Genomic DNA, 26,419 nt, shown 5'->3' on the forward strand with positions numbered 1-26,419 from the left:
CTCGGCAACAGCTCTGGATCGGGCATGAGGTCATGACCTGAGCAAAAAAATAAAAGCAAACACCCGCAGAATCGCTACGCTCCCACTCCGTTCTCACTGTGTCACTGTTACATCCATGGAGCGTCAGGAGTCCCTATGAACGGAAGCTATCGTCACACCACTGCCTCAAAAATTCTGCATGAAATCCTGCACTACAGACGTCGTTTTTCCGGTAGCGATCAAGATATATCCCTGGAAAACGAACTCGTCATCCTCACCCAATTGCCGCGCATTCAGACATTTGTCAGCGCCAATCTGCCGATTCACTTCATCCTCCCGGCATTCCCCGCCAAATCCCCGAACCCCAACAAAGTGCTCGGCACCGTGCCGGACATGGCTGAAAAACTGGCGCTGACGTTTCTCAACGCGCTGTGCGAGAACATCAAAGCCCACTATGCGCCAGGCGCGAGGCTGACCATCTGCTCGGATGGGCACGTCTTTTCTGACCTGATCAACGTCAATGACGACACGATCAACACCTATCAAGGAAAGATCAAAGCATTGATTCACGATGAGCAGTTGAGCTGCCTGGACGTGTTGAACCTGGGGGATATCGACGAGTTCGCCGCCTTGACTGATGACTATGACGTGCTGCGCAGCACCTTGTTGCAAGGCTATGCAGACCCGCTGGAAGACATCCGCACGTTCCTGATCAACGATGAAGACGGCACCCGCCTGTACCGGGCCATTACGCGGTTTATGTTTGAAGACGGCTTGATGCCCGACTACCAGGGCTCCAAAACGGCACTGCAGCGGGACGCTCGACAGCGCGCCTATGGGGTGATTCAAAGCAGTTGGGCCTGGGGCAATTTACTGGCGCAGTGCTTCCCGGATGCCATCCGCCTGTCCATTCATCCGCAACCGGCATCGAGCCTGAAAATGGGCATTCACATGCTGCCCACTAAAGATGACTGGCTAACCCCGTGGCACGGCACGGCTGTCGAAGTGGACGGGACATTCTTGCTGATGAAAAAGACCGAAGCCGTGGAGTTGAACGCCGAACCGGTCTGGGTGGATGGCAAGCACAGCCACTACACGCTGGACTCGCGAAAGTCCGTCGCACACGCGTGAGCCGCCCCCTGCGTCTGAACGTTCACCCTCTGACTCCGGTAACCCGTTATGGAAAACACACACGCTTTCAAGGCCAGCCTTCACGCACCCTTTGGTTTACTGATCACCCCCGGCTTTGCGGGGCAAACGGCTGAACAACTGGACGTTGAAGTACTCAAACAGCTGGCGCGCGAGCACCACTTACTGATCCTGCGCGGATTTGCTCCGACCTTCGTCGATTCAGCCAGCTTCACCCGCTTTGCCGAGCAATGGGGTGAGATCAAGATGTGGCCCTTTGGCGCCGTGCTTGACGTCAAGGAACACCCGGACGCCACCGACCATATTTTTGATCACAGCCTGGTTCCGCTGCATTGGGATGGCATGTATAAGCCGACAATTCCTGAGTTTCAGTTGTTCAATTGCCTCTTTGCACCCGGCGAAGATGAAGGAGGTCGTACGACGTTTCTGGATACCCAAGGATTGCTGGCGCGCACGCCCAAAGCCGTGATCGAACGTTGGCGCCGCATCAGCGTGACCTACCGAATTCGCCAAGTGGTGCATTACGGCGGACAGGTGTGCTCGCCCTTGCTGGTGGAGCATCCGCGTACCGGCCAAACCGTCTTGCGTTACAACGAACCGGCTCAGGATGACGTACGGTTCCTCAACCGCCATGCATTGCACTACCACGGCCTCAGCCCTGAACAGGTGCAAGGGTTCGAGGAGGACTTGCAGGCCCGGCTGCATGACCCGCGCGTTTACTACCGGCATGCGTGGCAACAAAACGACGTGGTGATCGCCGACAACTTTTCCCTGTTGCACGGGCGCGAAGCCTTCACCGCGCGCTCCGCACGGCATCTGCAACGCGTGCATATTCACGCCAATCCCGTTTGCCATAACAGCGCCCTGCAACCACAGGGCTAAGCCGCAACCTCGCTCATCGTCGCGTTTGGCGATGAGCGAGGTCGGGGCCTGGCGCGCTACCCGGCGACGCAGTCATTAACCCAAGACGTGTAAAAAACACTGCCTGCGCCCCATTTCGTCTCCGTGCGAGGGAGATCGACGAAGTTTTTTTCACCCCGCATGCGTTCGCCGCCCTGACCCGGCAAAGCCAGCAAATACAGGGCCGTAAAGCCCTGAGACGATCGGTCGCAGCACACTGTTACCAATTACGAAATGATCCATGTCATTTAAAGTGCTGTTTCAAAACGTTACAGCACTTTATCATTCCATTTGTAGAGGCTGAACCGATTCATTCCGCCTCCAAATCCAGAAGGGCTAGCACTGTTTTTCTCAAGACAGCGCTACCACAGCCACAGCCATACCTACAAAGACTCGCAACCTCAACCTATGTCCAAATTTCAGATTTTGCGCAAACACAGTGCGTTGTTTCCTATTGCCGGGCAAAAAGCCGTGAACCTGATGGGCGGACTCACCGCTCTGGGGCTGGCCACCTGCGTCAACGCGGCCCCTGCTTTCGACAGCGATTCCAAATGGATGCTCGGTGACTGGAATGGCACCCGTAGCGAGCTGGAGCAAAAAGGCTACGCCTTCTCCCTCGATTACGTAGGCGAGGTAGGCTCCAACCTGCATGGCGGTTATGACCACGACCGCACCGCGCGCTACAGCGACCAGTTCGGCCTGGGCACGCACCTGGACCTGCAAAAGATTCTGGGGTGGAGCGATGCCGAGTTTCAGCTGACGATCACCCATCGCAGCGGCAACAACATCAGCAACGACCGCATCAATGACCCGCGCGTGGGCGGGTTCACCTCCGCTCAGGAAGTCTGGGGCCGCGGCCAGACCACTCGCCTGACGCAGATGTGGTATCAGCAGAAATTTTTTGACCAGAAGCTCGACATCAAAGTCGGCCGCTTTGGTCAGGGCGAAGATTTCAACAGCTTCCCGTGCGACTTCCAGAACCTCGCGTTCTGCGGCTCGCAAGTCGGTAACTGGGCTGGCAGCATCTGGTACAACTGGCCCGTCAGCCAGTGGGCGTTGCGCGTCAAATATCACCTGACCCCTGAGCTGTATGCGCAGGTCGGTGCTTACGAGCAGAACCCGTCCAACCTCGATCGCGGCAATGGTTTCAAGCTCAGCGGCAGCGGCACCCAAGGTGCGGTGTTGCCGGTTGAGTTGGTGTGGACGCCAAAAATCAACGGCCTGCCAGGGGAATATCGTGCCGGTTACTACTACAGTAGTGCCAAGGCAACAGATGTTTACAAAGATGCCAATGGCCAGCCGGCAGCCTTGAGCGGCGAAGCCTATCGCAGCAGTTCGAGCAAGCACGGCATGTGGTTGGGTGTGCAGCAGCAACTCACCAGCCGCGCCAGCGATCAGTCGAGGGGCTTGAGTGTGTTCGCCAATGCCACCGTGCACGACAAGAAAACCAACCCTATCGATAACTATGTTCAGGCGGGCATCGTTTACAAAGGCGTATTCGATTCACGCGCCAAAGACGATATCGGCTTTGCCATGGCACGGGTTCACGTCAACCCGGCGTACCGCAAAAACGCCCAGGCGACCAATCAGGCCCGTGCTGTCTACGATTTCGACAACGCCGATTACCTGCCACCCCAGGACACTGAATACAGCGCCGAACTCTACTACGGCGTGCACGTGACCAACTGGCTGACCGTTCGACCGAACCTGCAATACATCCGGCACCCCGGCGGCGTGAGCCACCTGGACGACGCGTTGATCGGCGGTCTGAAGATTCAAAGCTCGTTCTGATTCTGGGACGGACTCTCGCGACGAGCACGAAGCTTGAAGCTGACTCACAAGGACTTATTTCACTGATTCGCACCCGCCTGGCGCTGCGTTCTGCAGGGCCTGCGCGGGGACACTATCAACGTAACGGAGAACCACACTATGAGCACTGAAGGTGCTTCAAGTCGTAGCCGCCTGTTACCGACGTTGCTCGGTATCCTGCTGCTGCTAATGGGCCTGGCCATGCTGGTCGGGGGTATCAAGCTGGTCACGCTGGGCGGGTCGTTGTACTACCTGCTGGCAGGTATCGGCTTCGGTCTGTCGGGCGCATTGCTGATGGCGGGACGCCGCGCGGCGCTTGGCTTGTACGCAATCGTGCTGTTCGCCAGCACGGTGTGGGCACTGATGGAAGTGGGCCTGGACTGGTGGCAATTGGTACCGCGCCTGGCCCTGTGGTTTGCGATCGGTATCGTACTGCTACTGCCTTGGTTCCGTCGTCCGCTGACGGGCAGCCAATCGGCGCCGGTCACGACGGGCGCACTGAGCGTCGCCGTGGTACTGGCAGGCCTGGCTGCACTGGCCAGCCAATTCACCAGCCCCGGCGAAATCAAAGGCGAACTGGACCGCGATGCCGTTCCAGGCATGACCAACACCGCACCGGCCATGCCGGACGGTGACTGGCAGTCCTACGGGCGTACTGCCCATGGCGACCGCTACTCGCCGCTGAAAGAAATCACCCCGGAAAACGCCCACAAGCTGGTACCTGCGTGGACATTCCGTACCGGTGACATCCCGGGCGAAGGCGATCCGGGCGAAACCACGGCCGAGAACACCCCGCTGAAAGTCAACGGCATGCTGTACGTGTGTACCCCACACAGTCAGGTGATTGCCCTTGATCCGGACACCGGCAAGGAAATCTGGCGTTACGACCCGAAGATCAGCACGCAGAACGCTGAAAACTTCAAAGGTTGGGCCCACATGACCTGCCGTGGCGTGAGCTATCACGACGAAGCGGCCTATGCCAACACCGCCACCGAGCAGAGCGCTGCCGAGCCAGCGGCTGAAGCAGCCACGGCGACCGCCAGCAACTCGTGCCCGCGTCGCCTGTTCCTGCCGACTGCCGACACCCGTCTGATCGCGCTGAACGCCGACACCGGTAAAGTGTGCGAAGAGTTCGGTGACCACGGTGCCGTCGATCTGCGCCACAACATCGGTAGCTTTGCACCGGGCGGTTACTACTCCACGTCGCCACCTGCCGTGACCAAAGATCTGGTCGTGATCGGCGGCCACGTGACCGACAACATCTCCACTGACGAGCCGTCGGGCGTGATCCGTGCGTACGACGTACGTACCGGCAAGCTGGTATGGAACTGGGACAGCGGCAATCCGCAAAACACCACGCCGATTGCTGAAGGCCAGACCTACACCCGCAACTCGCCTAACATGTGGTCGATGTTCGCGGTCGATGAAAACCTCGGCATGCTGTACCTGCCGATGGGCAACCAAATGCCTGACCAATATGGCGGCGACCGTACCGAAGACTCCGAGCGTTACAGCGCCGGCGTAACTGCGCTGGACATCAACACCGGTAAAGTCCGTTGGTATCGTCAGTTCACGCACCATGACCTGTGGGACATGGACGTGGGCGGTCAACCGACCCTGATGGACCTGAAAACAGCTGATGGCGTGAAACCGGCTCTGCTGGCGTCCACCAAACAAGGCAGCATCTACGTTGTTGACCGTCGTACCGGCGAAGACATCGTACCGATCCGTGAACTGCCAGCTCCGGGCGGCGCTGTAGAAGGCGACCACACCGCACCGACCCAGCCACGTTCGGACCTGAACATGATTCCGCCGGAACTGACCGAGCGTGACATGTGGGGCGTGACACCGTTTGACCAAATGCTGTGCCGGATCAACTTCAAATCCCTGCGTTACGACGGCATGTACACCCCGCCATCGCTGCAAGGTTCGATCGTTTATCCGGGCAACTTTGGCGTGTTCGACTGGGGCGGCATCTCGGTTGACCCGATCCGTCAAATTGCCTTCCTGAACCCGAGCTACATGGCCTTCACCTCCAAACTGGTTCCCCAGGCGGAAGTGGCGGCAATGGGCCCGCGTAAAGGCGAGACCTCCGGCGTACAACCGAACAAAGGCGCGCCCTACGGCGTCATCCTTGAGCCTCTGTTGTCCCCGTTGGGCCTGCCTTGCCAGGCACCGGCATGGGGTTACGTTGCAGCGGTCGACCTGACCAACAACAACGTGATCTGGAAACACAAAAACGGCACCGTGCGTGACAGCTCGCCGGTACCGATCCCACTGTCGATGGGCGTTCCAAGCCTGGGCGGGACCTTCACCACCGCAGGTGGCGTAGCCTTCCTGAGCGGCACCCTCGACCAGTACCTGCGTGCCTACGACGTCCGTAACGGCAAGCAGCTGTGGGAAGGTCGCCTGCCAGCAGGCGGTCAGACCACCCCGATGACCTACACCGGCAAGGACGGCACGCAATACGTCGTCGTCATGGCGGGCGGTCACGGCGGTCTGGGCACCAAAAAAGGTGACTACATCATGGCGTTCAAACTGGCCGACTAAGTAACACGGCTCGTTAAAAGAGAAGCGGCTATCGAGAGATAGCCGCTTTTTTTGTGGGTGCAAGGTGCTACACCTTCAGCCCCGCAACAGAAAGTTTGACAAGGCCAGGCACATAAGTCGCGCTAACACTGACAACAATCCTTGTGATTTTAAAAAATACATTTATTTGTAGGCACATTCATAAAAATAAAAAAGAACCCACCTACAATCAATCCTCCACCACACCACATACTTAAAGTACTTCAAGGGCTATAAATATGCTTTTCAGCGTTTGGAAAACAGTGGGAGACACTCTATGCCGCCTATTTCTACGACCCAAAAAAACCAGTTCAACAACTATAAAAAAATGATCTCCTTGGCAGAGTCTGACTGGCAGAAGGCTGACCTCGATAAGGTATCCAACCTCAACGTTACCATTGAAGGCGTAAATTATTTAAAGGATCAACATGGCCGAAACTTCCACCATTTCTGCACCACCTCCTATCTTGGACTTGACTATCATCCCGCACTATTGAAAGGCGCAATTGATGCCCTCACCCTGACCGGTTCCTTGCGCATACCCAACTCAAAGAATCGATGCAAACTCAATATCCTGGAAAATTATGAGCAGGAACTATCATCACTTTTTTCCGCCCACTGCCTGAGCACGCTATCCTGCAGTGCGGCCAGCGCTGGCCTACTTCCACTGCTCGCCAGCGGAGTCTTCACTCAAAATACTGCTCCGTTGATGTGCTTCGACCAATATGCCCATTATTCAATGAATCACATCAAGGCTTCTTGTTCAGATGAAACGGAGGTTGTTACCTGCCCCCACAATGACATGAACTATCTGGAAAGCCTATGCAAGAAAAATAGACGCGTTGCCTATATTGCAGATGGCGTTTACAGCATGGGTGGGATCGCCGATATTGAAGCCATAAAATACCTGCATCATCGGTATGGTGTGTTTATTTACATAGATGATTCGCACGCCGTTTCAGCCGTAGGAAGACAGGGCTTAGGCTATGTCAGAACCCACATAAACACGCTTGATCAACACTGCATTGTTGTTGCCTCCCTGGCAAAATCATTCGGCGCCAGTGGCGGCGTAATTATGTTCGGCAACACCGAACACAAACAAAAAAGCCTGCGTTATGGAGGCCCGTGCAACTGGTCGCAAAGCCTTAATAGCGCCGCTATTGGTGCGGGTCGAGCATCCATAGCCTTGCACCTTACTGATGAACTGACAAACCTTCAAAACAAGTTGCTCGCCAACATCATGTACTTTGACAGCCTTATAAAAACAAAACAGAACGGCAGCTTTACACCTATACGTCTTATTCACTGCGGTCAGGCAGAGACTGCAACCCGTGCCGCCTCCTATCTGGCAGAAAATGGTTTCTTCACCGCCTCAGTATTTTTTCCGGTTGTCCCTAAAGATCAAGCTGCACTTCGTATTACGTTGCGAGCTGACATGTCCTCCGAACTCATCCAACAATTTTGCACTCTCGTGCATGCATATTGGCATCAGCATAATTTACCCACTTTGGCCCAACTATAAAAAATAAGCGGCCTCCATCGCCCACTCACAGAGAACCGCAATGATTAAAGCCGCAAACAGTGGCGTGATCGTCAGCATGGCCTGTATGACTGTTTTCCTGGCACAGCTAGGAATGATGATTTATTTGCCGGGCGTTCCTGCGATTGCATACTCCTTTCATGCGTCAAGTAGCGTGATTTCGTTGTCACTGCCAATTTACTTAGTGGGCATGGCTGCACCCATGTTGATATGGGGGCATTGGGGTGGGCGCTGGGGAACTAAAAAAGTGTTAATGGTTTCACTCCTTCTTTTCAGTCTGTGCAGCGCGTTACTGGCGCAAAGCAATACGATCGGGACGTTTCTGTTTTTGCGTTTCTTTCAAGGATTTGCTGCCAGCGGGATGTCAGTCATGGCACGCTCTTTGATCGCTCAGCGTTTCAAAGGTGCTCAACTCGCCAAGGCACTTTCCTGGTTATCCATTGCGTTCGTTATTTCTTTGGGAGTCGGGCAATACATAGGCGCTGTTTTAATAAATGCAGCGGGTTGGACTGCCACGTTCTGGCTTCTTGCACTCGGCGCGTTATTTCACACAGGATTATTTTTTTGGTTCATACCGGATTCACAACAACCCGAACGTTCCTCCACTGGCTGGAAGCTGTATCTGACGATAGTCAGACATGGCCCCTTCCTTACGCCGGCGCTGATGGGAGGATTGGGCTATGGGTTACTGATAGCGTTCAATACTGCCGCGCCCGCTATTTTTCAAACGGTTTATCAGTGGTCCGTCACGGATTACGGGAACTTTGGCTGGGCGATGAGTGTGGCTTATATGTCGGGATCGTTGAGCGTCAATCGCTGGGTGATGAGTCTCGGGCAATCACGGTTCAATACTCTGGGCATTCGAATCATGATGGCGGGGAGTACTGCCATGACGTGCGCAGTCATTGTTGCCCCCACTTATGCCCTGATGATGTGGCTCCCCTACTGTTTTATCGTTTTCGGTCAGGCGATCAACTACCCCGTCAGCTTGTCGCAAGCCAGTGAAAACACCCCTATTGAAGGGCCTTATACAATGGCTATGTGCGGTTTCATTCATCAATTGCTGGCTGCTTTTATAGGTATGACTGTCAGTCTGATTGACGCTAGAGAACCTTTGCATCTGGCTTTTATTTTCCTGTTATTGGCCTGTGTGATCGGGAAATTAAACTCGGTGAATCAACGTTTCATCAAGGCGAGTTAATGGAGTGATGCGACGTAACCGATGGAGCCGGCATGTCACGCCCCCCCATTTCAGGCCGTTTCTTCCAACCGTGACAGCCATGCTTCTAACGCCGACGCCTCCAGCGGGCGGCTGATGAGGTAGCCTTGGGCCGTGTCGCATTGCCAACGCGCCAGCAGGTCAAGGGTGTGCGGGTACTCCACGCCTTCGGCCACGACCTTCAACCCCAGGTTATGGCTCATCTCCAGAGTCGAGCGCACGATGACTGCGTCTTCGCTGGTCTCGTCCAGGTTACGGATAAACGACTGGTCGATTTTCAGCTCTTGCACTGGTAGCCGCTTGAGGTGCGCCAGTGACGAGTAGCCCGTGCCGAAATCGTCCACCGACAGCCCTATGCCACCCTCGCGCAGTTTTTCCAGCACGCTGAGGGAGTGCTCCGGGTCGCGCATGACCGCACTTTCGGTGATTTCAAAAATCAATTGCCCGGCCGATACCTGATAGCGCGAGAGCAAGGCGTCGACGCTCAACAGCAGGTCTTCGCCCTGTAAATCCGCCGCCGAGATGTTGAGGGACAGTTGCAGGTGCAGCCCTTTGCGATTCCACTCGGCCAGTTGGCGCACGCCCTCTTCGATGACCCAGTGCGTGAGCAACGGCATGCTGCCGGTGCGTTCGGCCAGCGGGATGAATTCGGCTGGCGACACCACGCCCAATTCGGGGTGGCGCCAACGCAGCAGGGCTTCAGCCTGTTGCACGTGGCCGCTTCTGATGTCGAGTTTGGGCTGGTACAGCAAAAACAGTTCGCCCTCGCTCGCCGCGCTGCGCACGTCGCGTATCAGCTGGATTTGCCGTTGATGGGCCAGGTCGCGGTCTTGCTGGTACACCTGCAAATAACCCGGCAGCGCAGCAGCATCGCGTCGGGCGAGGGCAGCGCGACTGATCAGTTCTTCGACGCTTTGCCCGTTGATCGGGTAGGCCGCAATGCCCATGCAGATTTCCAGCGACACCTCATGCCCATCGATGCTCAGGGGTCGATTAAACAGCCGGTAGAGCCTGTCGGCCATGGCCACGGCGGCATCGATCTGGGTGCTTTCCAGAAGCAATAAGAACTCATTGCCGGTGATGCGCGCGGCGGTGTCCCGTTCGTGCAAGGTGTCGAGCATGACGCGGCTGATTTCGCGCATGATCAATTCCAGGCCGTCCTGGCCGAAGCTTTCGTTGATCACCCGGTAGTTTTCGACCCCCAGATAAATCAGCACCACTCCCCTTCTCGCACTGATGGCGCTGCCCAGTCGCTCCATGGCCAGCGCGCGGTTGGGCAAACCGGTCAGCGCGTCGTGCAGCGCGTTATGCGCCAGTTGCTGTTCGCGCAGGGCGATGCCGCTTTGCATCGCGTTGATTGCCTTGGCCAAAAAACCCAACTCATCCTTGCGCTTGAGTTCGACCGGCACCTGATAATTGCCGCGTCCGATTCGCTGGGCGGCCTCGGCCAGCAAGCTGACCGGGCGCGACACCGCACGCGCCAACCACAGGGCGCCGAGCAACGACAGCAACAACGCGCCGAGGGATATCCACAAGAACTTGCGATCCAGTGAGTTGAACGCCTGCATCGTCTGGTCCAGCGGGCTTTGCAAGAAAGCCATTACGTGCCCGTTTTGCGGATCGTTTGAGGTGGTCAGTTGCAGCAACTGACCGAGAAAGCGTTTGTCCTGAAACTCGTTGAAATAGACCTGGGTGCCGACCGGGCGGTCCCTCATGAAGGTGGCGATGCTGGTGTTCATGGCGTCAGGCAGGGTGCTGCTGAGAACGCCACTTTCGCCCTGTTTGAGGGCCATGAATGACACTTCCAGGTTGCTCAACGAGCGCAGCTCGTGGGCAAACACGTCGTCCATCGGCATCCCCGACACCACCCGCACGACGGGCAAGGGGGTGAGCACCACGCCCTGGACCATCATGTAGGGGCGATTGTCCAAAACGCCGATCAACATGGATTGCGCGTGGCGGCGTGCGAGCCTCAAGTCTTTGGCGTAAGGAAAGCGCTGTCCGGGGGGCAGGCCTTTGAGGGTGCTGGTGATGATGCGACCGTTGAGGTCCAGTACGAATAACTCACTGCCGCGAATGCTCGGTTCGAATTCTTGCAGGGCGGCTTCGATTTGTGAGGGGCTGCCGTTGAGTGCCGCCTGGCGAAAGTCCGAGTCATTGGTCAGCCAGTTGAGGCCGTACTGGATCCGCCGCCAGCGTAAATCCATGAAGCGCTCGAACACTCGCGTGCCTGTGTGCAGCTGCTCTTCGGCCTGGTCTCTGGCAACGGTGATGGTCACGGTCTTAACCGCGAAATACACCACCCCCATGAGCAACAGCAGGAGCAACGCCAGAAACAGGCTGATACGGGCCTGAAAACTGTTGCGCAGCTTCATGGCGCGGCCTCGATCCACTGAGTCAATGCCTGCACCCACCTTGCGATGATTCCCTGAGGCATACGCGCTCCTTGTGCGCCCTGAAGGCAGCCACGGAAGCGGCCGCCCACTCCATCTTTATTGTTATGAATCGTAACTGTCGCCCAACAGAAGATCGCCTAATAATTTCGGGCCGTCTACCGTCAAGTTGTTGGCGACAAAGGCCTAGCGAATACGCGGGTGTACCCAGGTTTTATCAATCACCGGCAGAGGTTTTGCGCTGGCTGCCGGGCCCTTGCAAAAAGCCGTCCGGGCGCCATCGGCTACGCTACCGGCGCAGTCTTCGGCAGCGGCTAGAGGATGAAAAACGTTTCACCATTGAAACCACTGACACCGCGCCCCATCTAACCCCCATACCCCATTGCGCAGGTGCCCCATGAGCGACCAGCAAGATTTCCCGGATAACACCACTGAATACGCAGACATAGAACACACCGAATCCGTACACAAACCCCACTCGGTCGGGACTGAACTGGCATTGCCGGAGCAGAATCTGCCGGACAAGGTGTACATCATCCCGATTCACAATCGCCCGTTCTTCCCGGCGCAAGTATTGCCGGTCATCGTCAATGAAGAACCGTGGGCCGAAACACTGGAACTGGTCAGCAAATCACCTCATCACTCGCTGGCCCTGTTTTTTGTCGATACGCCACCTGATGACCCTCGCCATTTCGACACTTCCAGCCTCCCGGAATACGGCACGCTGGTGAAAGTGCATCACGCCAGCCGCGAAAACGGCAAATTGCAATTCGTGGCCCAGGGCCTGACCCGTGTGCGCATCAGCATGTGGCTCAAACACCACCGCCCGCCTTATCTGGTGGAAGTCGAATACCCGCAGCAGCCCAAAGAGCCCACCGATGAGGTGAAGGCTTACGGCATGGCGCTGATCAATGCCATCAAGGAGCTGCTGCCGCTCAACCCGCTGTACAGCGAAGAGCTGAAAAACTACCTCAATCGCTTCAGCCCCAACGACCCGTCGCCGCTGACCGATTTCGCGGCCGCACTGACCTCGGCAACCGGCAACGAGCTGCAAGAAGTGCTCGATTGCGTGCCCATGCTCAAACGCATGGAGAAAGTTCTGCCGATGCTGCGCAAGGAAGTCGAAGTCGCGCGCCTGCAAAAAGAAATTTCCGCCGAAGTGAACCTGAAAATCGGCGAGCATCAACGCGAGTTCTTCCTCAAAGAACAGCTCAAGGTAATCCAGCAGGAACTGGGCCTGACCAAAGACGACCGCAGCGCGGACATCGAGCAGTTCAAGCAGCGCCTTGACGGCAAAACCCTCACGGCTCCGGCGCAGAAACGCATCGATGAGGAAATGAACAAACTGTCGATCCTGGAAACCGGGTCGCCAGAGTACGCAGTCACCCGCAACTACCTGGACTGGGCAACGTCGCTGCCCTGGGGTGTGTTCGGGCAAGACAAACTCGACCTCAAGCATGCCCGCAAGGTGCTCGACGCCCACCATTCGGGGCTCGACGACATCAAAAACCGCATCCTCGAATTTCTGGCAGTCGGCGCCTACAAGGGGTCGGTAAGCGGTTCGATCGTGTTGCTGGTCGGCCCGCCGGGCGTGGGTAAAACCAGCGTCGGCAAGTCGATCGCCGAGTCCCTGGGACGACCGTTCTACCGCTTCAGTGTCGGCGGCATGCGTGACGAAGCCGAGATCAAGGGCCATCGTCGCACGTACATCGGCGCCCAGCCGGGCAAGCTGGTGCAGGCCCTCAAAGACGTCGAAGTGATGAACCCGGTCATCATGCTCGACGAGATCGACAAGATGGGTCAGAGCTTCCAGGGCGACCCTGCCTCTGCCCTGCTCGAAACCCTTGATCCGGAACAGAACGTCGATTTCCTCGACCATTACCTGGATTTGCGCCTGGACCTGTCCAAAGTGCTGTTCGTCTGCACGGCCAACACGCTGGACTCGATTCCGGGGCCTTTGCTCGACCGTATGGAGGTGATTCGCCTGTCGGGTTACATCACCGAAGAAAAGATCGCGATTGCCAAGCGTCACCTGTGGCCTAAGCAGTTGGAGAAAGCCGGGGTGTCCAAAAACAGCCTGAGCATCAGCGACAGCGCATTGCGGGCCGTGATCGATGGCTACGCCCGCGAAGCCGGTGTGCGTCAGCTGGAGAAGCAACTCGGCAAACTGGTGCGCAAAGCCGTGGTCAAGTTGCTGGAAGACCCCAAGGCGGTGATCAAGATCGGCCCCAAAGACCTCGAAGCGTCATTGGGCATGCCGGTGTTCCGCAATGAGCAGGTCATCAGCGGGACGGGCGTGATCACCGGGTTGGCGTGGACCAGCATGGGCGGCGCGACCCTGCCGATTGAGGCTACCCGTATCCACACCCTCAACCGCGGGTTCAAGCTGACCGGGCAATTGGGTGATGTGATGAAGGAGTCTGCCGAGATTGCATACAGCTATGTCAGCTCCAACCTCAAGCAGTTTGGCGGTGATCCCAAGTTCTTCGATGAGGCGTTTGTGCATTTGCACGTGCCCGAAGGCGCCACGCCCAAAGACGGCCCGAGCGCCGGTGTGACCATGGCCAGCGCGCTGCTGTCACTGGCGCGCAACCAGCCACCGAAAAAGGGCATCGCCATGACCGGCGAGCTGACCTTGACCGGGCATGTGCTGCCCATTGGCGGCGTCCGTGAGAAAGTCATCGCGGCACGCAGGCAGAAGATTCACGAGTTGATCCTTCCCGAAGCCAACCGCGGCCACTTTGAAGAACTGCCTGACTATTTAAAAGAAGGCATTACCGTGCACTTTGCCAAACGCTTCAATGACGTGGCCAAAGTGCTGTTCTAAACCGCTGAAAGCCACGGGCTACAGCGCCGCCATGCAAACATGACGGCGCGGTAGCACCGCCCGTGCAAGACTACCCCTGTCATTTCTGTCAGTAGACACAACACCCGTTCCCGACACTAATAGGCCCCAGAACCGTTAGCGTTGGATGGGCTTTGATCATGCCACTGCAACACCCTGCATATGGAAACCCTGCCGTTATATGGCACAAACTTCTGGGCAAGCCGGTGTTCAACCCGCGAACAACGGGCGAGCTAAGGGCTGAGGTGGCCTGCCGGCATCTATTCGAAGCGCAAGAAATTACCTTTGCCAGCAGCAAAAAAAAGATAGTGATCACCGCTGAGATCGAAGACTTCGGGTCGCCGCAATATCGCAGCTTGGCTTTGACCCTGGACGTCAATATCCAGTCCGGCATTTACCTGTACAAACGCGGGCAACCCGGCCCAATACGCGACATGTCCTACATTGAATGCATCGAGAAGGATGGCGATCTGGTGTATCACCTGACCCAGGCTGATATTGGCACCCTGCACCTGTCCGTCATCGAAAGTTGCTACAGCGCACGCCTGTTCACCTTTGAAGGCACTGATCACCTCAGCGACCCGTTCGAGGTCTGCGGCGAATTCACGGTGACCCCGCCTCACGCCGCAATGAGTTATTGAGCACCACGGGCAACTTTAGCCGCGTGGCATAGCCCGATTGCCGTCTTGGGTTATGCTGCGCGCTTGTTCTTGTCCCGATGGAGCCTTCAATGTCCCCCGCGCGTCTCATCCCCTTGCTCACCTTGACCTTGCTGACGGCTTGCGCCCAGCAACCGGCGCACAACGTGATTGTGGAAGAACAGAGTGACTGCCCGATGCAATTGCACACCGGGCAAAATCTGACGCTGACGCTGCCCAGCAACCCCACGACCGGTTACCGCTGGGCCATTCAGGATTCGGCAGGCGGCGTGTTGCGCAGCCTCGGCCCTGAAGTCTACAAAAGCGCCGACAGTGGCCAGTTGCTGGGCAGTGGCGGGCAATCCACCTGGCGCTTTCAGGCCTTTGCGCCGGGCACCGGTCGCCTGCGCCTGACCTATCAGCAGCCCTGGGAGCCTGAAGCAGAGCCCGCCCACGTGTTTGACTGCCCTGTCACGGTGAACTGACATGCCGTGGCTGATCCTCGCGGTCATGGGCGCCGCCGCCTACCTGTATGGCGTGCACATGCAGTCCACGCTGTTGTGCCTGCTGAGCAAACCCTTGCCCGTGCTGGCCTTGCTCGGTTGGCTACAAGACGCGCCGCCCAGCCTTTATCGGCGCTGGATCAGTATCGGTTTACTGTTTTCGTTGCTCGGTGACGTGCTCCTGGCCTGGCCCGTAGACCTGTTCGTGTTTGGCCTCGGGGCTTTTCTGCTGGCCCATTTGGCGTACCTCAAGGCCTACCTGGCCGATTGCCGACGCATCGCAGCGCTGCCTCTGCTACTGGCGCTGGTCGCCGGCGGCGGGTTGTTGAGCGTTATGGCCAGCCATGGCCTGGGGGATTTGCTGATCCCGGTCATCGTCTACGCCCTCACGATCAGCGCCATGCTGTGGCGCGCCCTCGCCCGATTGGGGACTGACGTGCCTGCGCGCTCGGCCTGGCTGGCAGCGGGCGGCGCACTGGCATTTGTAGTCTCTGACAGCCTGATCGGCATTGACCGCTTCGTGATCAAGTTCGGTGCCGCGCCCTACCTGATCATCCTCAGCTACTGGCTCGGTCAATGGGGCATTGCCGCATCGGTGTTTAGCCAGCGCAAACGCTGACCCTCCTGTCACTTATGACAGTAGACGCCATGCCCGTTGCCATCATTAATACCGTCTCTGCACACTCAATCAGTCAGCGAGGGTTCGATGATGGCCAATCACTTTTCTACGCGTGGCAAAGACAAAATCAAAGGCACGCTCAAACCAAACCCCAAGCAACCGCCACGCTCTAAACAGGCACTGATCAGCGATGCATCGGCCACCATTACGGACCGCGCCGATTTCAAGGCCGATGACATCATGTTGGGCAGCGGCCTCAAGACCCTGTCCATTGCGGCCTCGGCTGCAACCTTTGGCTCTTACGAATACCGGGTGATTAATTTCATTTTTGACCTGGGTATTGAAAGCGGTACACACATCTTCGAGCCGGGTGGAGCCGGACCGATCCGGGGCTTGTCGTATGTGGAGTTCGCGGTCGTGGGCGGCAATGAAATCTATTACAACTGCGAAGGAATCAGCGGCTCTTTGACGCTGGACATCATCGACCACGCGTACTACATCCGTGAGTTCACGTTCACCGCACAGGACAGCGAACAGAAAAACATCACCCTGACCGGCCATGTGAGCGTCTCGTCCTCGTTGTGTGAATGCCCCTGACACCCTGTCAGCACATTCAGAATGCTGCGCGGTTTATCAGACAGACCGCGCACTCCGGCGCCAACTTGGCTAAAATGCCGCCCCTTTTGAATTTCCATCGCCGGAACCCTCGTGAGCAAAGAACCCGACCGTATTTTCGCCCAGCCCCTGGCCCAGGTGCCGGACTTCGCCTTTAACGAAGACGTGGTACGGGTGTTCCCGGACATGATCAAACGCTCGGTGCCCGGTTACCCGACCATTGTGGAAAACCTCGGTGTGCTGGCGGCGCAATTCGCCCAACCCCACAGCGTGCTCTATGACCTGGGCAGTTCGCTGGGTGCGGTGACGCAGGCGTTGCGCCGTCATGTGCGCAGCGAAGGGTGCAAGGTGATTGCGGTGGACAACTCGGCGGCGATGGTCGAGCGCTGCCGCGAATACCTCAACGGGCAGAACTCGATGTTTCAGGAGCTGTTGCCGGTTGAGGTGATCGAAGGCGACATTCTTGCGCTGCAATTTGAACCGGCCTCAGTGGTTGCGCTGAACTTCACGCTGCAATTCATTGCCCCCGAGCAACGGCTGGCGCTGCTCGGGCGCATCCGCCAGTCGCTGTTGCCGGGCGGCGCGCTGATCCTGTCGGAGAAGCTGCGCTTCAATGACGCTCAGGAGCACGCCTTGCTCACTGACTTGCACATTGCGTTCAAGCGCGCCAATGGCTACAGCGATCTGGAGATCGCGCAAAAACGCAGCGCCATCGAAAACGTCATGAAGCCCGACAGCCTCGAAGAACACCGCGAACGCCTGCTGGCCGCCGGGTTCTCGACCGTCGTGCCGTGGTTCCAGTGTCTTAACTTTGCCTCGTTGATTGCCTTGCCATGATTGATCTTTCCCCTCTTGCCCGGCGTCTGGCCGGCACGCCCCTGGCCGAATGGGCCACCACGCTGCAGGCTCAGCTCGACCTCAAAATGGAGAAAGGCCACGGCGACCTTGAGCGCTGGCAAAGCGCGCTGGATGCGTTGCCCGACGTCAAGCCTACCGAGATCGACCTGCTCAACGGGCTGACCCTGGACACCGACTGCGACGACGACACCCGCGCGCAGATGCATCAGGCGCTGATGGGGCTGTCGCCGTGGCGCAAAGGGCCGTTCGACCTGTTCGGCGTGCATGTGGACACCGAATGGCACTCGGACTGGAAATGGTCGCGGGTCGCGCCGCACATCGACCTCACAGGCAAGCGCATCCTCGATGTGGGCTGCGGCAACGGCTACTACATGTGGCGCATGTTGGGCGCCGGCGCCCACAGCGTCATCGGCGTAGACCCGAACTGGCTGTTTTTCTGCCAGTTCCAGGCCGTGCAGCGCTTCTTGCAGCAAGAAGCCGCGTGGCATTTGCCCTTCCCGTTCGAAGACCTGCCAGCGAACCTCGAAGGCTTCGATACCGTGTTTTCCATGGGCGTGTTCTACCACCGCCGCTCCCCCATCGAGCATTTGCTGGCGCTCAAGGACTGCCTGGTCAAGGGCGGCGAACTGGTGCTCGAAACCCTGGTGATTGAAGGCGACGAAAATCAGGTGCTGGTGCCGGAAGACCGCTACGCACAAATGCGCAACGTGTGGTTCCTGCCGTCAATTGCGGCGCTGGAGCGCTGGTTGCGGCGCGCCGGTTTCAGCGAGGTGCGCTGTGTCGACGTGAGCATCACCACCGTGCAAGAACAGCGGGCAACGCCGTGGATGAAATTCCAGTCGTTGAGCGACTACCTCGACCCGAACGACCACAGCAAAACCATTGAAGGTTTGCCTGCGCCGATGCGCGCAGTGATTGTGGCCCGCAAGTGACCACGCGTTAACCCGGCTACAACGGCTGTTTGGCGCGGCGGGCCTTGAAAAAGTCGCTCAGGATCGCGCCGCATTCGTCGGCCAGCACCCCGCCTTCAAACAGCACCCGGTGGTTGAGAAAGCCCTGGGTGAAGAACTGCCCCTGACTCTGCACAATCCCGGCCTTGGGCTCCAGCGCGCCATACACCACGCGTGACACCCGCGAATGCACGATCAGGCCCGCGCACATGCTGCACGGCTCCAGCGTGACGTACAGCGTGCTGCCCGGCAGGCGGTAGTTACAGGCCGAGGCGGCTGCGGCACGTATGGCGACCATCTCGGCATGGGCGCTGGGGTCGTGACCGCTGATCGGGCAGTTGAACCCGCGCCCGATAATCTCGCCGTTTTGCACCAGCACCGCACCCACCGGCACTTCCCCCAGGGCCGCCCCCTGAGCAGCCAGTGCCAGCGCTTCACGCATGTAGTCTTGATCGCGGCTGCGGTCGATGATCTGGGGTTGACGCCCTTGTCGCATCAGGAAACCTCAATGGCGGCCATCAGGCCGGTTTCCATGTGGTCAATCACATGGCAGTGGAACATCCACACGCCGGGATTATCCGCCACCAACGCCACGCGGGCACGTTCGTTTTTACCCAACAAATAGGTGTCGGTGAAATACGGGGTGATTTTTTTGCGATTGGACGCCAGCACCTTGAAGCTCATGCCGTGCAAATGGATCGGGTGCTGGTACTGGGTCATGTTCTTCAATTCGAAGATGTAGCTCTGCCCCAGCTTGAGTTTGGCAATCGGCCGATCGGCGCAGGTCTTGTCTTTGATGTCCCAGGCAATGCCGTTGATTTGCCACAGGCTGGGGGGTTGATCGCCGTCTTGATTCTCGGACACCGAACCGACCCATTCAAAATTGAAGTTGAGCTTCTCGGCATTGGCCACATCCGGCTCGGCAATCGGGTTGGCCGGCAAGGCGGCAGGCCACTGGGTCGCGGCACCGGGGCTGGCCACCGCCCGCAACGTACCCAGGCGCACAGGCCCGTCACGCAGGGACAATTCTTCGCCTTCGGCGGGTGCCTTGATGGCCAGGCAAATGCGCATACCGGGGCCCAGCCAGTATTCCTTGCCCAGCGGCCGTGGCTCGATGGGGTTGCCGTCCAGCGCGTAGATCCTGGCCTCCACCCCCGGGATGTTGATGCGGTAGGTCAAGGTGTTGTCAAGGTTGAGCAGACGCACACGGGTGATTTGCCCGGCGGGCAGTTCGATGGTCGGCACATGGCTGCCGTTGATCGTGGACAGGCGCCCCGCCGTACCGCCGCGTGCGGCTTCGCGGGTGATGCTGAACGGCATGAACCCGCCCTCTTCATCCACGTGCCAGTTTTTGAGGCTCAAAGTGCGTTCGTGGGCAAAACCGGTCGGCTCGCGCTCCTCGACAATCAGGGGACCCACCAGCCCGCGACCCAGCTCTTCACTGCTGTTGACGTGCGGGTGATACCAGTAGCTGCCAGCGTCCGGCACACGGAATTTGTAGTCGAAATACTCGCCCGGCAGTACCGGCAACTGGGACACATAAGGCACGCCGTCCATCTCCAGCGGCAGACGGATCCCGTGCCAGTGAATGGTGGTGGGCACCGGCAGGTGGTTGATAAAGCGCACCCGCAGCCATTCGCCCTGACGCACCCGCAACTCGGTACCCGGTGCCGACGGACCAAAGGCCCAGGCTTCGGTCTGATGCCCGGGCACCAGTTCGACGTCCAGCGGTGCGGCAATCAGCTCGTAATCGTGGCCGGCCTCGGCGTCGGCCATTTTCCCCAGCCAGTAACGCGAAGCGCCACCCGCTCCGACACCCACCACGACCAGGCCGGCCAAACCACCGAGTATTTGTCGACGGGTAAAGGACATGGGCTCAACTACCTCTCGTATCGTAAACGGGCTTACGCCCCGCAAAAGGCGAATACGATACACCTGCAGTTGAGAAACAGTAAGGCCGGGGTGGCGAAGGGCCGCACCCACGCCCGCAAGCCTGAACCTCGACGAGGCGTTTACAGCCCTACGAGCACATGCACCACGCCATTGGCCAAGGGCATGACATTCGGTAATTGCTGCGCGTGCAGGGTCAGTTTCGAGGCATCGCACACTTGGACGCGCACGCGGGTAAGTGCGACTTTCTGTTCGGATGTAATGTTCTCGGCCCCGCCCAACGCCGCCAATACAGCACTGTCCAGCAACGACGAGGCCGGGCGGGTCACGTCGGGCACCAGATCCGGGGTCAGCGCTTTCCAGAGCGCCTGATGAAGTTTTTCAAACATGTTCAATGCTCCAGCACTAACGATTGAGGCTGTAAGGTGGCCCGCACGTGCTCGGCGCTTTCCAGCGCCAGCACCTTGTCGGCCAATGCCTTGCAGGCGGTGAATTGCACTTCGCGTACTCGTGCCTTGATGGCCGGGATCAGCGGCACGCTGACCGACAGTTCATCCACCCCCAAGCCCAGCAGCACCGGCACCGCCAACGGCTCGGAGGCCAGCGCGCCACACACGCCCACCCACTTGCCATGGGCGTGGGCGGCCCGGACCGTGTGAGCGATCAGGCGCAACACGGCCGGGTGCAAGCTGTCGGCCTGACGGGCCAGGCGCGGATGATCGCGGTCCATGGCCAAGGTGTATTGGGTCAGGTCGTTGGTGCCAATCGAGAAGAAATCCACCTCGGGCGCAAACAGGTCGGCCATCAAGGCCGCCGCAGGCACTTCGATCATGATGCCCAGCTTGGGCAACGCGCTGAGCCCCAGCCGCTGCGCCTCTTCCTGCAACATCTGCCGCGCGACCCGCAGCTCGGACAGGTGCGTGACCATCGGCAACAGGATGTGCAGTTGCGTCAGCCCGGCACAGGCCAAAATGGCGCGCAATTGGTCGCGCAGCAACTGCGGACGTTCAAGGCACAGGCGAATACCGCGCATGCCCAGGAACGGGTTGAGTTCACTGGCCATTGGCACGTAGGCCAGCGGTTTGTCACCGCCCACATCCAGCGTACGCACCACCAGCGGGTGTTCCGTGCCCACGGCGCAGGCAATCTCGCAATAGGTGGCCACTTGCTCGTCATGGGAAGGGGCGCGGCTGCGATCCAGATACAAAAACTCCGAGCGCAGCAACCCGACGCCGTGGGCGCCCAAGGTCATCGCGTGTTCAGCCTCCGCGCGCGAGGCAATATTGGCGGTGATGTCCACCGGGTGCCCGTCCAGGGTGCAGGCCGCCAACGACGCGAGCTGTAAATCCCGTTGTTGACGGTCCTCACGCAACGCGCGCTGCGCACCCAGTCGCTCCACCTGCCCCACATCAGGCTGCACGTGCAACTGACCCGCATCGGCGTCCAGCAATACCGGCAGGCCACTGGCCAGCGCCCGCACCTGAGGTGACACCCCGCACAATGCCGGGATGCCCAAGGCACGGGCCAGAATGGCGACATGGCTGGTGGCGCCGCCGCCCACGGTGACAAACCCCACGACTTTGCGGGTGTCGAGCCCGGCCGTTTGCGAGGGCGTCAGTTGTTCTGCCACCAATATCGCCTGATCGGGCAACGCCAGCGCACGGTCATCCACGCCGAGAATCCGTTTGAGCACGCGCAGCCCCACGTCTTCCAGATCCAGCGCCCGCTCAGCCAGTAACGGACTGCCCAGGCCCTTGAACAACGCCGAGGTGGCTTCGGTCGCATTGCGCCAGGCAAAGGCTGCACTTTTGCCCGCGTTGATCAGCTCGGCGGCATGCTCCAGCAAGCTCGGGTCTTGCAACAGCTGCTGATGCGCCCGAAAGATGTCGCGCTGCGCCGGGTTGGATGCGTTATCGCGCAGCCCCTGCAACTCATCGGCCGCCCGGGCCAACGCGTGTTGCAGCGCGGCGTGTTCGCGTTGCGCTTCGCAGGCATGTTCGTCCACCTCCAGCGCGCTCTGCGCCACCTGCACCACGTACCCGAACGCCGAACCGGTGGAGGCGCACACGCCGCGCAGCCCATCCGACACCTCGTCATGGGCGACAGGGTCGGGATCTGGGGCCAACACCACGTGCTCAACCTCTTCGCCACAGCCTTGGCTCAGCAGCTCGGACAACTCGCGCAGGGCCGCCTCGGCATCCGGCCCCGCCGCACTGAGGTAAACGCTGTCTGCATACGCGGTTTGCAACGCCATGATCGCCACCAGCGACTTGGCGTTGGCGCTGTCGTGCTGGCGATGCAGTTGAACACGTGCCGCAAAGCCTTTCGCCGCCTGGGCCAACACCCCGGCCGGTCGCGCATGCAGGCCATTGGGGTTGGGCAGCAACACGGCCTGCGAATGCAACACCGGGCTGTCTTCATGACCGGTTGCCCCATCGCCTTTACCCGCGTGCACTTGCACGTGCAAAAGAGGCTGCCCGGTCTGGATGTGCGCCTTGCCGTGCGCCAGCGCCTGAAAACCCTCACCGCTGATCACCAGCATCAGCGTCAGCAAACTGCGGGCATGCAGCGCCAGGTAGTCGGCATCGAACTCAATCAGCGGCTGCCCGGCCTCAACCCGCTGGCCTTCCTCAACCTGCGCGATAAAACCTTTGCCCTGAAGGTTCACCGTGTCCAGCCCAATGTGCAGCAGCACCTGCACACCGCTGTCATGGGTGATGCTCAGGGCATGCCCCGTGTGTTGCAGGTTGCTGACCACCCCGGCCAGCGGGGCGCATAACATCTGTGACGTCGGGTCGATGCACACACCATCGCCCATCAGGCGACTGGAGAACACCGGATCAGGGACATCGTCGAGCGCCAGCACTACGCCTGACAGGGGCGCCAGCAGTTCCAGTTGTGAGGGTGTGACCATGACTTCACCTGCAATAGAGAGTTTGAATGCCGAGGGCGTGCGCGCCTCGCCAGCGTCGCTTATTTCCACCAGTACTCGACCTGCAATCCCATATTTGAACCGTGCCGCGCCCTGCCAAACGCGCCGCTATCAGATAACGCCGACCCGGCGTCCAATCGATTGGCGGCCAGCTGTGCGGCTTTGTTCCAGCGGGCATAGGTGTAATACAGGCGAATTTCGGGGCGCTCCCAAAAGCCGGGCCCCTTGGGCGACCAGGTGGGCGCAAAGGTAAATTTGCTCAAGGTGCGGGTGCCGTCGGCGGCCTTGACCTGATCGTGGCCAAGCTCGGTGACCAGCTTGAACTGTTGACTGATCGCGTACGCCGGGCGCACACCCAGCGACAGCCACTCTTGATTGCCACCCTGGGGGCGAACGTCTTTTTGATAGACCGCCTCGACCTGACCGCCGAAGCGCGGCGTCACTTGCCAGTCAAAAAACTCCACCAGCCGATACCGTTTACTGCTGTTGTCCAGCCGAGTGTTGCCGGTGTAGCCAAGCCCCGTCCCTGGACCCTCGCCGTATTGCAGGGCAACGGTGTTGCGCCCCCCCAAAAAGGCGTTTTGCACGTGCTGCGCCGTGATCGCCCAGCCACTGTGGGCATCGGTGCGCCGGGGTTTTTCGAGGTAGCTCACACCGAACTCCAGCTCGCCTCCGGGGTTGGTCTTGAACCCGGCAACGTTGACGTCGTGACGGGTGACAGCCTGCTCCTGATAAAGGCTGTCTTTGCGCGAAAACGCATAGCTGTATTTCAACCCGCCGATCAGCACATCTTCGATGCCGCCGCCCGTGGCGCTCTGGTTCCAGTAGTAAAAGTCGGAGATGTGGATGTCATTGCGTTTGTAGTAGCGACGCCCGGCCCACAGCGAACCGCCATTGAGACGCGGCAGGTTCGACCATTGCGCGTACAGCTGGGGCATGCGCACCGAACCGTTCTCCCCTTGAAAGGTGAGCTGGTGGTTGTACTGGTTGTAAAACGAGGCCATGCCGTCGACGCTGAGCACCGAGCCGTCATCCAGGGTCAGGATGTCCTGGCGAAGTTCCAGCTCCGCGTACTGCTCGCACTCGTTACCCAGCCGGTATTTGGTTTCAGCGCCGGGCAGTTTGAAACACGATTGTTTGCCCCCGTTGAGCGAGTTGCCGACGCCGCTGCGCAGGTAACCCGAGAATTCCAGCGCCTGCGCCGGGAGCGGTGCCAGCAGGCATAACGATGCGGTAAGCACGCAGCGGTTGAGTGGTGTGTTCATAAAAGATGACCTTTCTTATTGTTATGGGTAAATCACAACGGCTAAACCGCTGGCAGGGGTTAGCCCGCGTCAGTCCTGCACGTGCAAGGCGAACGATTCGTAGGGCCGTAACGTGATGCGCCGCGTTCGCTGCGGGCAGTCGTCGTAGTTACTGATGAGCACACGCTGTTGCCGGTGTGGGTCGATGACCTCAGCGGGCAATTCGACATCGCAGGGCGTGCCGTAAAAGTTGTTGAGCACCAGCAATCGCTCGTTATCGCCCTGACGCAGGTAGGCCCAGACACGTGGGTGGTCCAGCAGCAACGGGCGGTATTCGCCGTGTTGCAGTAACGGCTCGGCACGGCGCAAGGCGATCAGGCGGCGGTAGTGGTGCAGCACCGACGACGGGTCGTGGCGCTGGTCTTCGACGGTGATGCGAGTGGCGTTGTCCGGCAGGTCTATCCAGGGTTTCGCGGTGCTGAAACCTGCATTCGGCTGGTGGTTCCATTGCATCGGCGTACGGCCGTTGTCCCGCGACTTTTGCATGATCGCGGCCATGCACCCGGCATGGGGTTCGCCTGCGTCGCGCTTGAGGCGGTAGATGTTCAGGGTTTCGACGTCGCGGTACTGCTCGATGTGCTCGAAGCCGGGGTTAGTCATGCCGAGCTCTTCCCCCTGATAGATAAAGGGTGTGCCTTGCAGGCCATGCAGGGCGGTGGCCAGCATTTTGGCCGACAGCACGCGGTGTTCGCCGTCATCGCCAAAGCGCGAAACGGCGCGCGGTTGATCGTGGTTACACCAGAACAGCGCATTCCAGCCGCCCCCGGCCTGCATGCCCTGCTGCCACTCGCTGAGGATGCGTTTGAGCGCGAGGAAGTCGACGTCGGCGCGCACCCACTTTTGCTGGTTCGGGTAGTCCACCTTCAAGTGATGAAAATTGAAGGTCATCGACAGCTCGCGGCGCTGCGGGTCGGAATAACGGATGCAGTGTTCAAGGGAGGTCGAGGACATCTCTCCGACACTGAGCAAGTCATGCCCGGCGAAGACTTCGCGGTGCATCTCTTGCAGGTACTCATGCACCCGCGGGCCATCGGTGTAAAAACGGCGCCCGTCACTGTCATCCTGGGCAAAGTCCGCGGGCTTGGAGATCAGGTTGATGACATCCAGACGGAAACCGCCCACGCCTTTGTCGCGCCAGAAACGCATCAACGTGTAAACCTCGGCGCGGACCTTGGGGTTGTCCCAATTGAGGTCGGCCTGGGTGTGGTCAAACAGGTGCAGGTAGTACTGGCCGGTTTGCGCCTCGTACTCCCACGCCGACCCGCCAAACTTGGAATGCCAGTTGTTTGGCTGGTCGCGCCAGATGTAAAAGTCTCGGTACGGGTTATCGAGGCTGCTGCGGGCCTGCTGGAACCAGGGGTGCTCGATGGAGGTGTGGTTGACCACAATGTCGAGCATCAGCTTGATGCCCCTGGCACGGGCTTCGAGAATCAGCAGTTCGCAATCGGCCATGCTGCCGTAGCTCGGGTCAATGGCGTAGTAGTCGCTGATGTCGTAGCCGTTGTCGCGCTGGGGCGAGCGCAGAAACGGCGTCAACCACAGGTAATCCACCCCCAGCCATTGCAGGTAGTCGAGCTTGTCGACCACCCCCAGCAAATCGCCAGTCGCGTTGCCGGCATGACTATGAAAACTCTTGGGGTAGACCTGATAGATCACCGAACGCTGCCAATCGTGCATGGGGGGAAGTTCCTTGTATTGCCTTGGGTTA

At 59.0% G+C, this 26,419-nt stretch carries 20 protein-coding genes; 13 read left to right on the forward strand and 7 right to left on the reverse strand.

Annotated elements, in window-relative coordinates; genetic code table 11:
- Positions 1-135: 135 nt before the first annotated feature.
- The 6 genes from BKD70_RS06435 (at position 136) to BKD70_RS06460 (ending at position 9,146) form a co-directional block, all read left to right on the forward strand.
- Entirely contained in the window at positions 136-1,110 is a 975-nt protein-coding gene (locus BKD70_RS06435; protein WP_047273921.1) for an L-tyrosine/L-tryptophan isonitrile synthase family protein, read from the forward strand.
- 48 nt (positions 1,111-1,158) lie between these two features.
- On the forward strand, positions 1,159-2,010 hold the full coding sequence (locus tag BKD70_RS06440; protein ID WP_047273919.1) for a TauD/TfdA family dioxygenase: 852 nt from the start codon (positions 1,159-1,161) through the stop codon (positions 2,008-2,010).
- A 426-nt stretch (positions 2,011-2,436) separates the two neighbouring features.
- Entirely contained in the window at positions 2,437-3,819 is a 1,383-nt protein-coding gene (locus tag BKD70_RS06445; RefSeq protein WP_047273917.1) for a carbohydrate porin, read from the forward strand.
- Between the two features lie 138 nt (positions 3,820-3,957).
- On the forward strand, positions 3,958-6,387 hold the full coding sequence (locus tag BKD70_RS06450) for a glucose/quinate/shikimate family membrane-bound PQQ-dependent dehydrogenase (protein ID WP_047273915.1): 2,430 nt from the start codon (positions 3,958-3,960) through the stop codon (positions 6,385-6,387).
- Positions 6,388-6,682: 295 nt separating this feature from the next.
- On the forward strand, positions 6,683-7,927 hold the full coding sequence (locus tag BKD70_RS06455) for an aminotransferase class I/II-fold pyridoxal phosphate-dependent enzyme (protein ID WP_047273913.1): 1,245 nt from the start codon (positions 6,683-6,685) through the stop codon (positions 7,925-7,927).
- Positions 7,928-7,967: 40 nt separating this feature from the next.
- Positions 7,968-9,146, forward strand: coding sequence for an MFS transporter (locus BKD70_RS06460; RefSeq protein WP_047273912.1), 1,179 nt, complete (start codon positions 7,968-7,970; stop codon positions 9,144-9,146).
- Positions 9,147-9,196: 50 nt separating this feature from the next.
- Here the strand turns inward: BKD70_RS06460 and BKD70_RS06465 are convergent, their stop codons facing one another.
- A complete protein-coding gene (locus BKD70_RS06465) occupies positions 9,197-11,539 on the reverse strand; it encodes a GGDEF domain-containing protein (protein WP_047274295.1) in 2,343 nt (780 codons plus the stop codon).
- A 415-nt stretch (positions 11,540-11,954) separates the two neighbouring features.
- Here BKD70_RS06465 and lon point away from each other — a divergent pair, with 415 nt between their 5' ends.
- The 7 genes from lon to cmoB all read left to right on the forward strand — a co-directional run bounded on the left by lon (position 11,955) and on the right by cmoB (position 18,567).
- The gene (lon, locus tag BKD70_RS06470) at positions 11,955-14,384 is read left to right on the forward strand and encodes an endopeptidase La (RefSeq protein WP_047273909.1); all 2,430 of its coding nucleotides are present in this window, start codon (positions 11,955-11,957) and stop codon (positions 14,382-14,384) included.
- A 158-nt stretch (positions 14,385-14,542) separates the two neighbouring features.
- Positions 14,543-15,043, forward strand: a complete 501-nt coding sequence (locus tag BKD70_RS06475; RefSeq protein WP_047273907.1) for a hypothetical protein — start codon at positions 14,543-14,545, stop codon at positions 15,041-15,043.
- An 89-nt stretch (positions 15,044-15,132) separates the two neighbouring features.
- The gene (locus BKD70_RS06480; protein WP_047273905.1) at positions 15,133-15,525 is read left to right on the forward strand and encodes a protease inhibitor I42 family protein; all 393 of its coding nucleotides are present in this window, start codon (positions 15,133-15,135) and stop codon (positions 15,523-15,525) included.
- A 1-nt stretch (position 15,526) separates the two neighbouring features.
- On the forward strand, positions 15,527-16,162 hold the full coding sequence (locus BKD70_RS06485) for a lysoplasmalogenase (RefSeq protein ID WP_047273903.1): 636 nt from the start codon (positions 15,527-15,529) through the stop codon (positions 16,160-16,162).
- An 87-nt stretch (positions 16,163-16,249) separates the two neighbouring features.
- Positions 16,250-16,759, forward strand: a complete 510-nt coding sequence (locus BKD70_RS06490; protein ID WP_047273901.1) for a hypothetical protein — start codon at positions 16,250-16,252, stop codon at positions 16,757-16,759.
- A gap of 111 nt (positions 16,760-16,870) precedes the next feature.
- Positions 16,871-17,614: a carboxy-S-adenosyl-L-methionine synthase CmoA gene (gene cmoA, locus BKD70_RS06495; RefSeq protein WP_047273899.1), complete on the forward strand. Its 744-nt coding sequence runs from the start codon at positions 16,871-16,873 to the stop codon at positions 17,612-17,614.
- Entirely contained in the window at positions 17,611-18,567 is a 957-nt protein-coding gene (gene cmoB, locus BKD70_RS06500; RefSeq protein WP_047273897.1) for a tRNA 5-methoxyuridine(34)/uridine 5-oxyacetic acid(34) synthase CmoB, read from the forward strand. Before cmoA ends, cmoB begins: the two co-directional genes overlap by 4 nt.
- 16 nt (positions 18,568-18,583) lie before the next feature.
- Here cmoB and tadA read toward each other — a convergent pair whose 3' ends face one another.
- From tadA to treC, 6 genes are all read right to left on the reverse strand, one after another.
- Positions 18,584-19,081 (reverse strand): tRNA adenosine(34) deaminase TadA, encoded by a 498-nt coding sequence (tadA, locus tag BKD70_RS06505; protein WP_047273895.1) that lies wholly within the window; start codon positions 19,079-19,081, stop codon positions 18,584-18,586.
- Positions 19,081-20,457: a multicopper oxidase family protein gene (locus BKD70_RS06510; protein ID WP_047273893.1), complete on the reverse strand. Its 1,377-nt coding sequence runs from the start codon at positions 20,455-20,457 to the stop codon at positions 19,081-19,083. The genes tadA and BKD70_RS06510 overlap by 1 nt, the downstream gene beginning before the upstream one ends.
- A 140-nt stretch (positions 20,458-20,597) precedes the next feature.
- A complete protein-coding gene (locus BKD70_RS06515) occupies positions 20,598-20,864 on the reverse strand; it encodes a PTS transporter subunit EIIB (protein ID WP_047273891.1) in 267 nt (88 codons plus the stop codon).
- Positions 20,865-20,866: 2 nt separating this feature from the next.
- Positions 20,867-23,389, reverse strand: a complete 2,523-nt coding sequence (ptsP, locus tag BKD70_RS06520) for a phosphoenolpyruvate--protein phosphotransferase (protein WP_047273889.1) — start codon at positions 23,387-23,389, stop codon at positions 20,867-20,869.
- 59 nt (positions 23,390-23,448) lie between these two features.
- On the reverse strand, positions 23,449-24,672 hold the full coding sequence (locus BKD70_RS06525) for a carbohydrate porin (protein ID WP_047273887.1): 1,224 nt from the start codon (positions 24,670-24,672) through the stop codon (positions 23,449-23,451).
- A gap of 69 nt (positions 24,673-24,741) precedes the next feature.
- Positions 24,742-26,388 carry an alpha,alpha-phosphotrehalase gene (treC, locus tag BKD70_RS06530; protein ID WP_047273885.1) on the reverse strand — a complete coding sequence of 549 codons (1,647 nt, stop codon included), beginning with the start codon at positions 26,386-26,388 and terminating at the stop codon, positions 24,742-24,744.
- Between the last annotated feature and the right edge of the window lie 31 nt (positions 26,389-26,419).

The organism is Pseudomonas sp. BS-2016 (genome assembly GCF_001806145.1).
GTDB lineage: Bacteria > Pseudomonadota > Gammaproteobacteria > Pseudomonadales > Pseudomonadaceae > Aquipseudomonas > Aquipseudomonas lundensis.

Bases quoted from the DNA above. Each gene is read 5' to 3' on its own strand.
- BKD70_RS06485 (WP_047273903.1), top strand. From the start codon at position 15,527: ATGCCGTGGCTGATCCTCGCGGTCATGGGCGCCGCCGCCTACCTGTAT.
- BKD70_RS06435 (WP_047273921.1), top strand. From the start codon at position 136: ATGAACGGAAGCTATCGTCACACCACTGCCTCAAAAATTCTGCATGAA.
- ptsP (WP_047273889.1), bottom strand. From the start codon at position 23,389: ATGGTCACACCCTCACAACTGGAACTGCTGGCGCCCCTGTCAGGCGTA.
- BKD70_RS06460 (WP_047273912.1), top strand. From the start codon at position 7,968: ATGATTAAAGCCGCAAACAGTGGCGTGATCGTCAGCATGGCCTGTATG.
- cmoB (WP_047273897.1), top strand. From the start codon at position 17,611: ATGATTGATCTTTCCCCTCTTGCCCGGCGTCTGGCCGGCACGCCCCTG.
- treC (WP_047273885.1), bottom strand. From the start codon at position 26,388: ATGCACGATTGGCAGCGTTCGGTGATCTATCAGGTCTACCCCAAGAGT.
- BKD70_RS06445 (WP_047273917.1), top strand. From the start codon at position 2,437: ATGTCCAAATTTCAGATTTTGCGCAAACACAGTGCGTTGTTTCCTATT.
- BKD70_RS06440 (WP_047273919.1), top strand. From the start codon at position 1,159: ATGGAAAACACACACGCTTTCAAGGCCAGCCTTCACGCACCCTTTGGT.
- tadA (WP_047273895.1), bottom strand. From the start codon at position 19,081: ATGCGACAAGGGCGTCAACCCCAGATCATCGACCGCAGCCGCGATCAA.
- BKD70_RS06515 (WP_047273891.1), bottom strand. From the start codon at position 20,864: ATGTTTGAAAAACTTCATCAGGCGCTCTGGAAAGCGCTGACCCCGGAT.
- BKD70_RS06465 (WP_047274295.1), bottom strand. From the start codon at position 11,539: ATGAAGCTGCGCAACAGTTTTCAGGCCCGTATCAGCCTGTTTCTGGCG.
- BKD70_RS06480 (WP_047273905.1), top strand. From the start codon at position 15,133: ATGTCCCCCGCGCGTCTCATCCCCTTGCTCACCTTGACCTTGCTGACG.
- BKD70_RS06455 (WP_047273913.1), top strand. From the start codon at position 6,683: ATGCCGCCTATTTCTACGACCCAAAAAAACCAGTTCAACAACTATAAA.
- BKD70_RS06510 (WP_047273893.1), bottom strand. From the start codon at position 20,457: ATGTCCTTTACCCGTCGACAAATACTCGGTGGTTTGGCCGGCCTGGTC.
- lon (WP_047273909.1), top strand. From the start codon at position 11,955: ATGAGCGACCAGCAAGATTTCCCGGATAACACCACTGAATACGCAGAC.
- BKD70_RS06475 (WP_047273907.1), top strand. From the start codon at position 14,543: ATGCCACTGCAACACCCTGCATATGGAAACCCTGCCGTTATATGGCAC.
- BKD70_RS06525 (WP_047273887.1), bottom strand. From the start codon at position 24,672: ATGAACACACCACTCAACCGCTGCGTGCTTACCGCATCGTTATGCCTG.
- BKD70_RS06450 (WP_047273915.1), top strand. From the start codon at position 3,958: ATGAGCACTGAAGGTGCTTCAAGTCGTAGCCGCCTGTTACCGACGTTG.
- BKD70_RS06490 (WP_047273901.1), top strand. From the start codon at position 16,250: ATGATGGCCAATCACTTTTCTACGCGTGGCAAAGACAAAATCAAAGGC.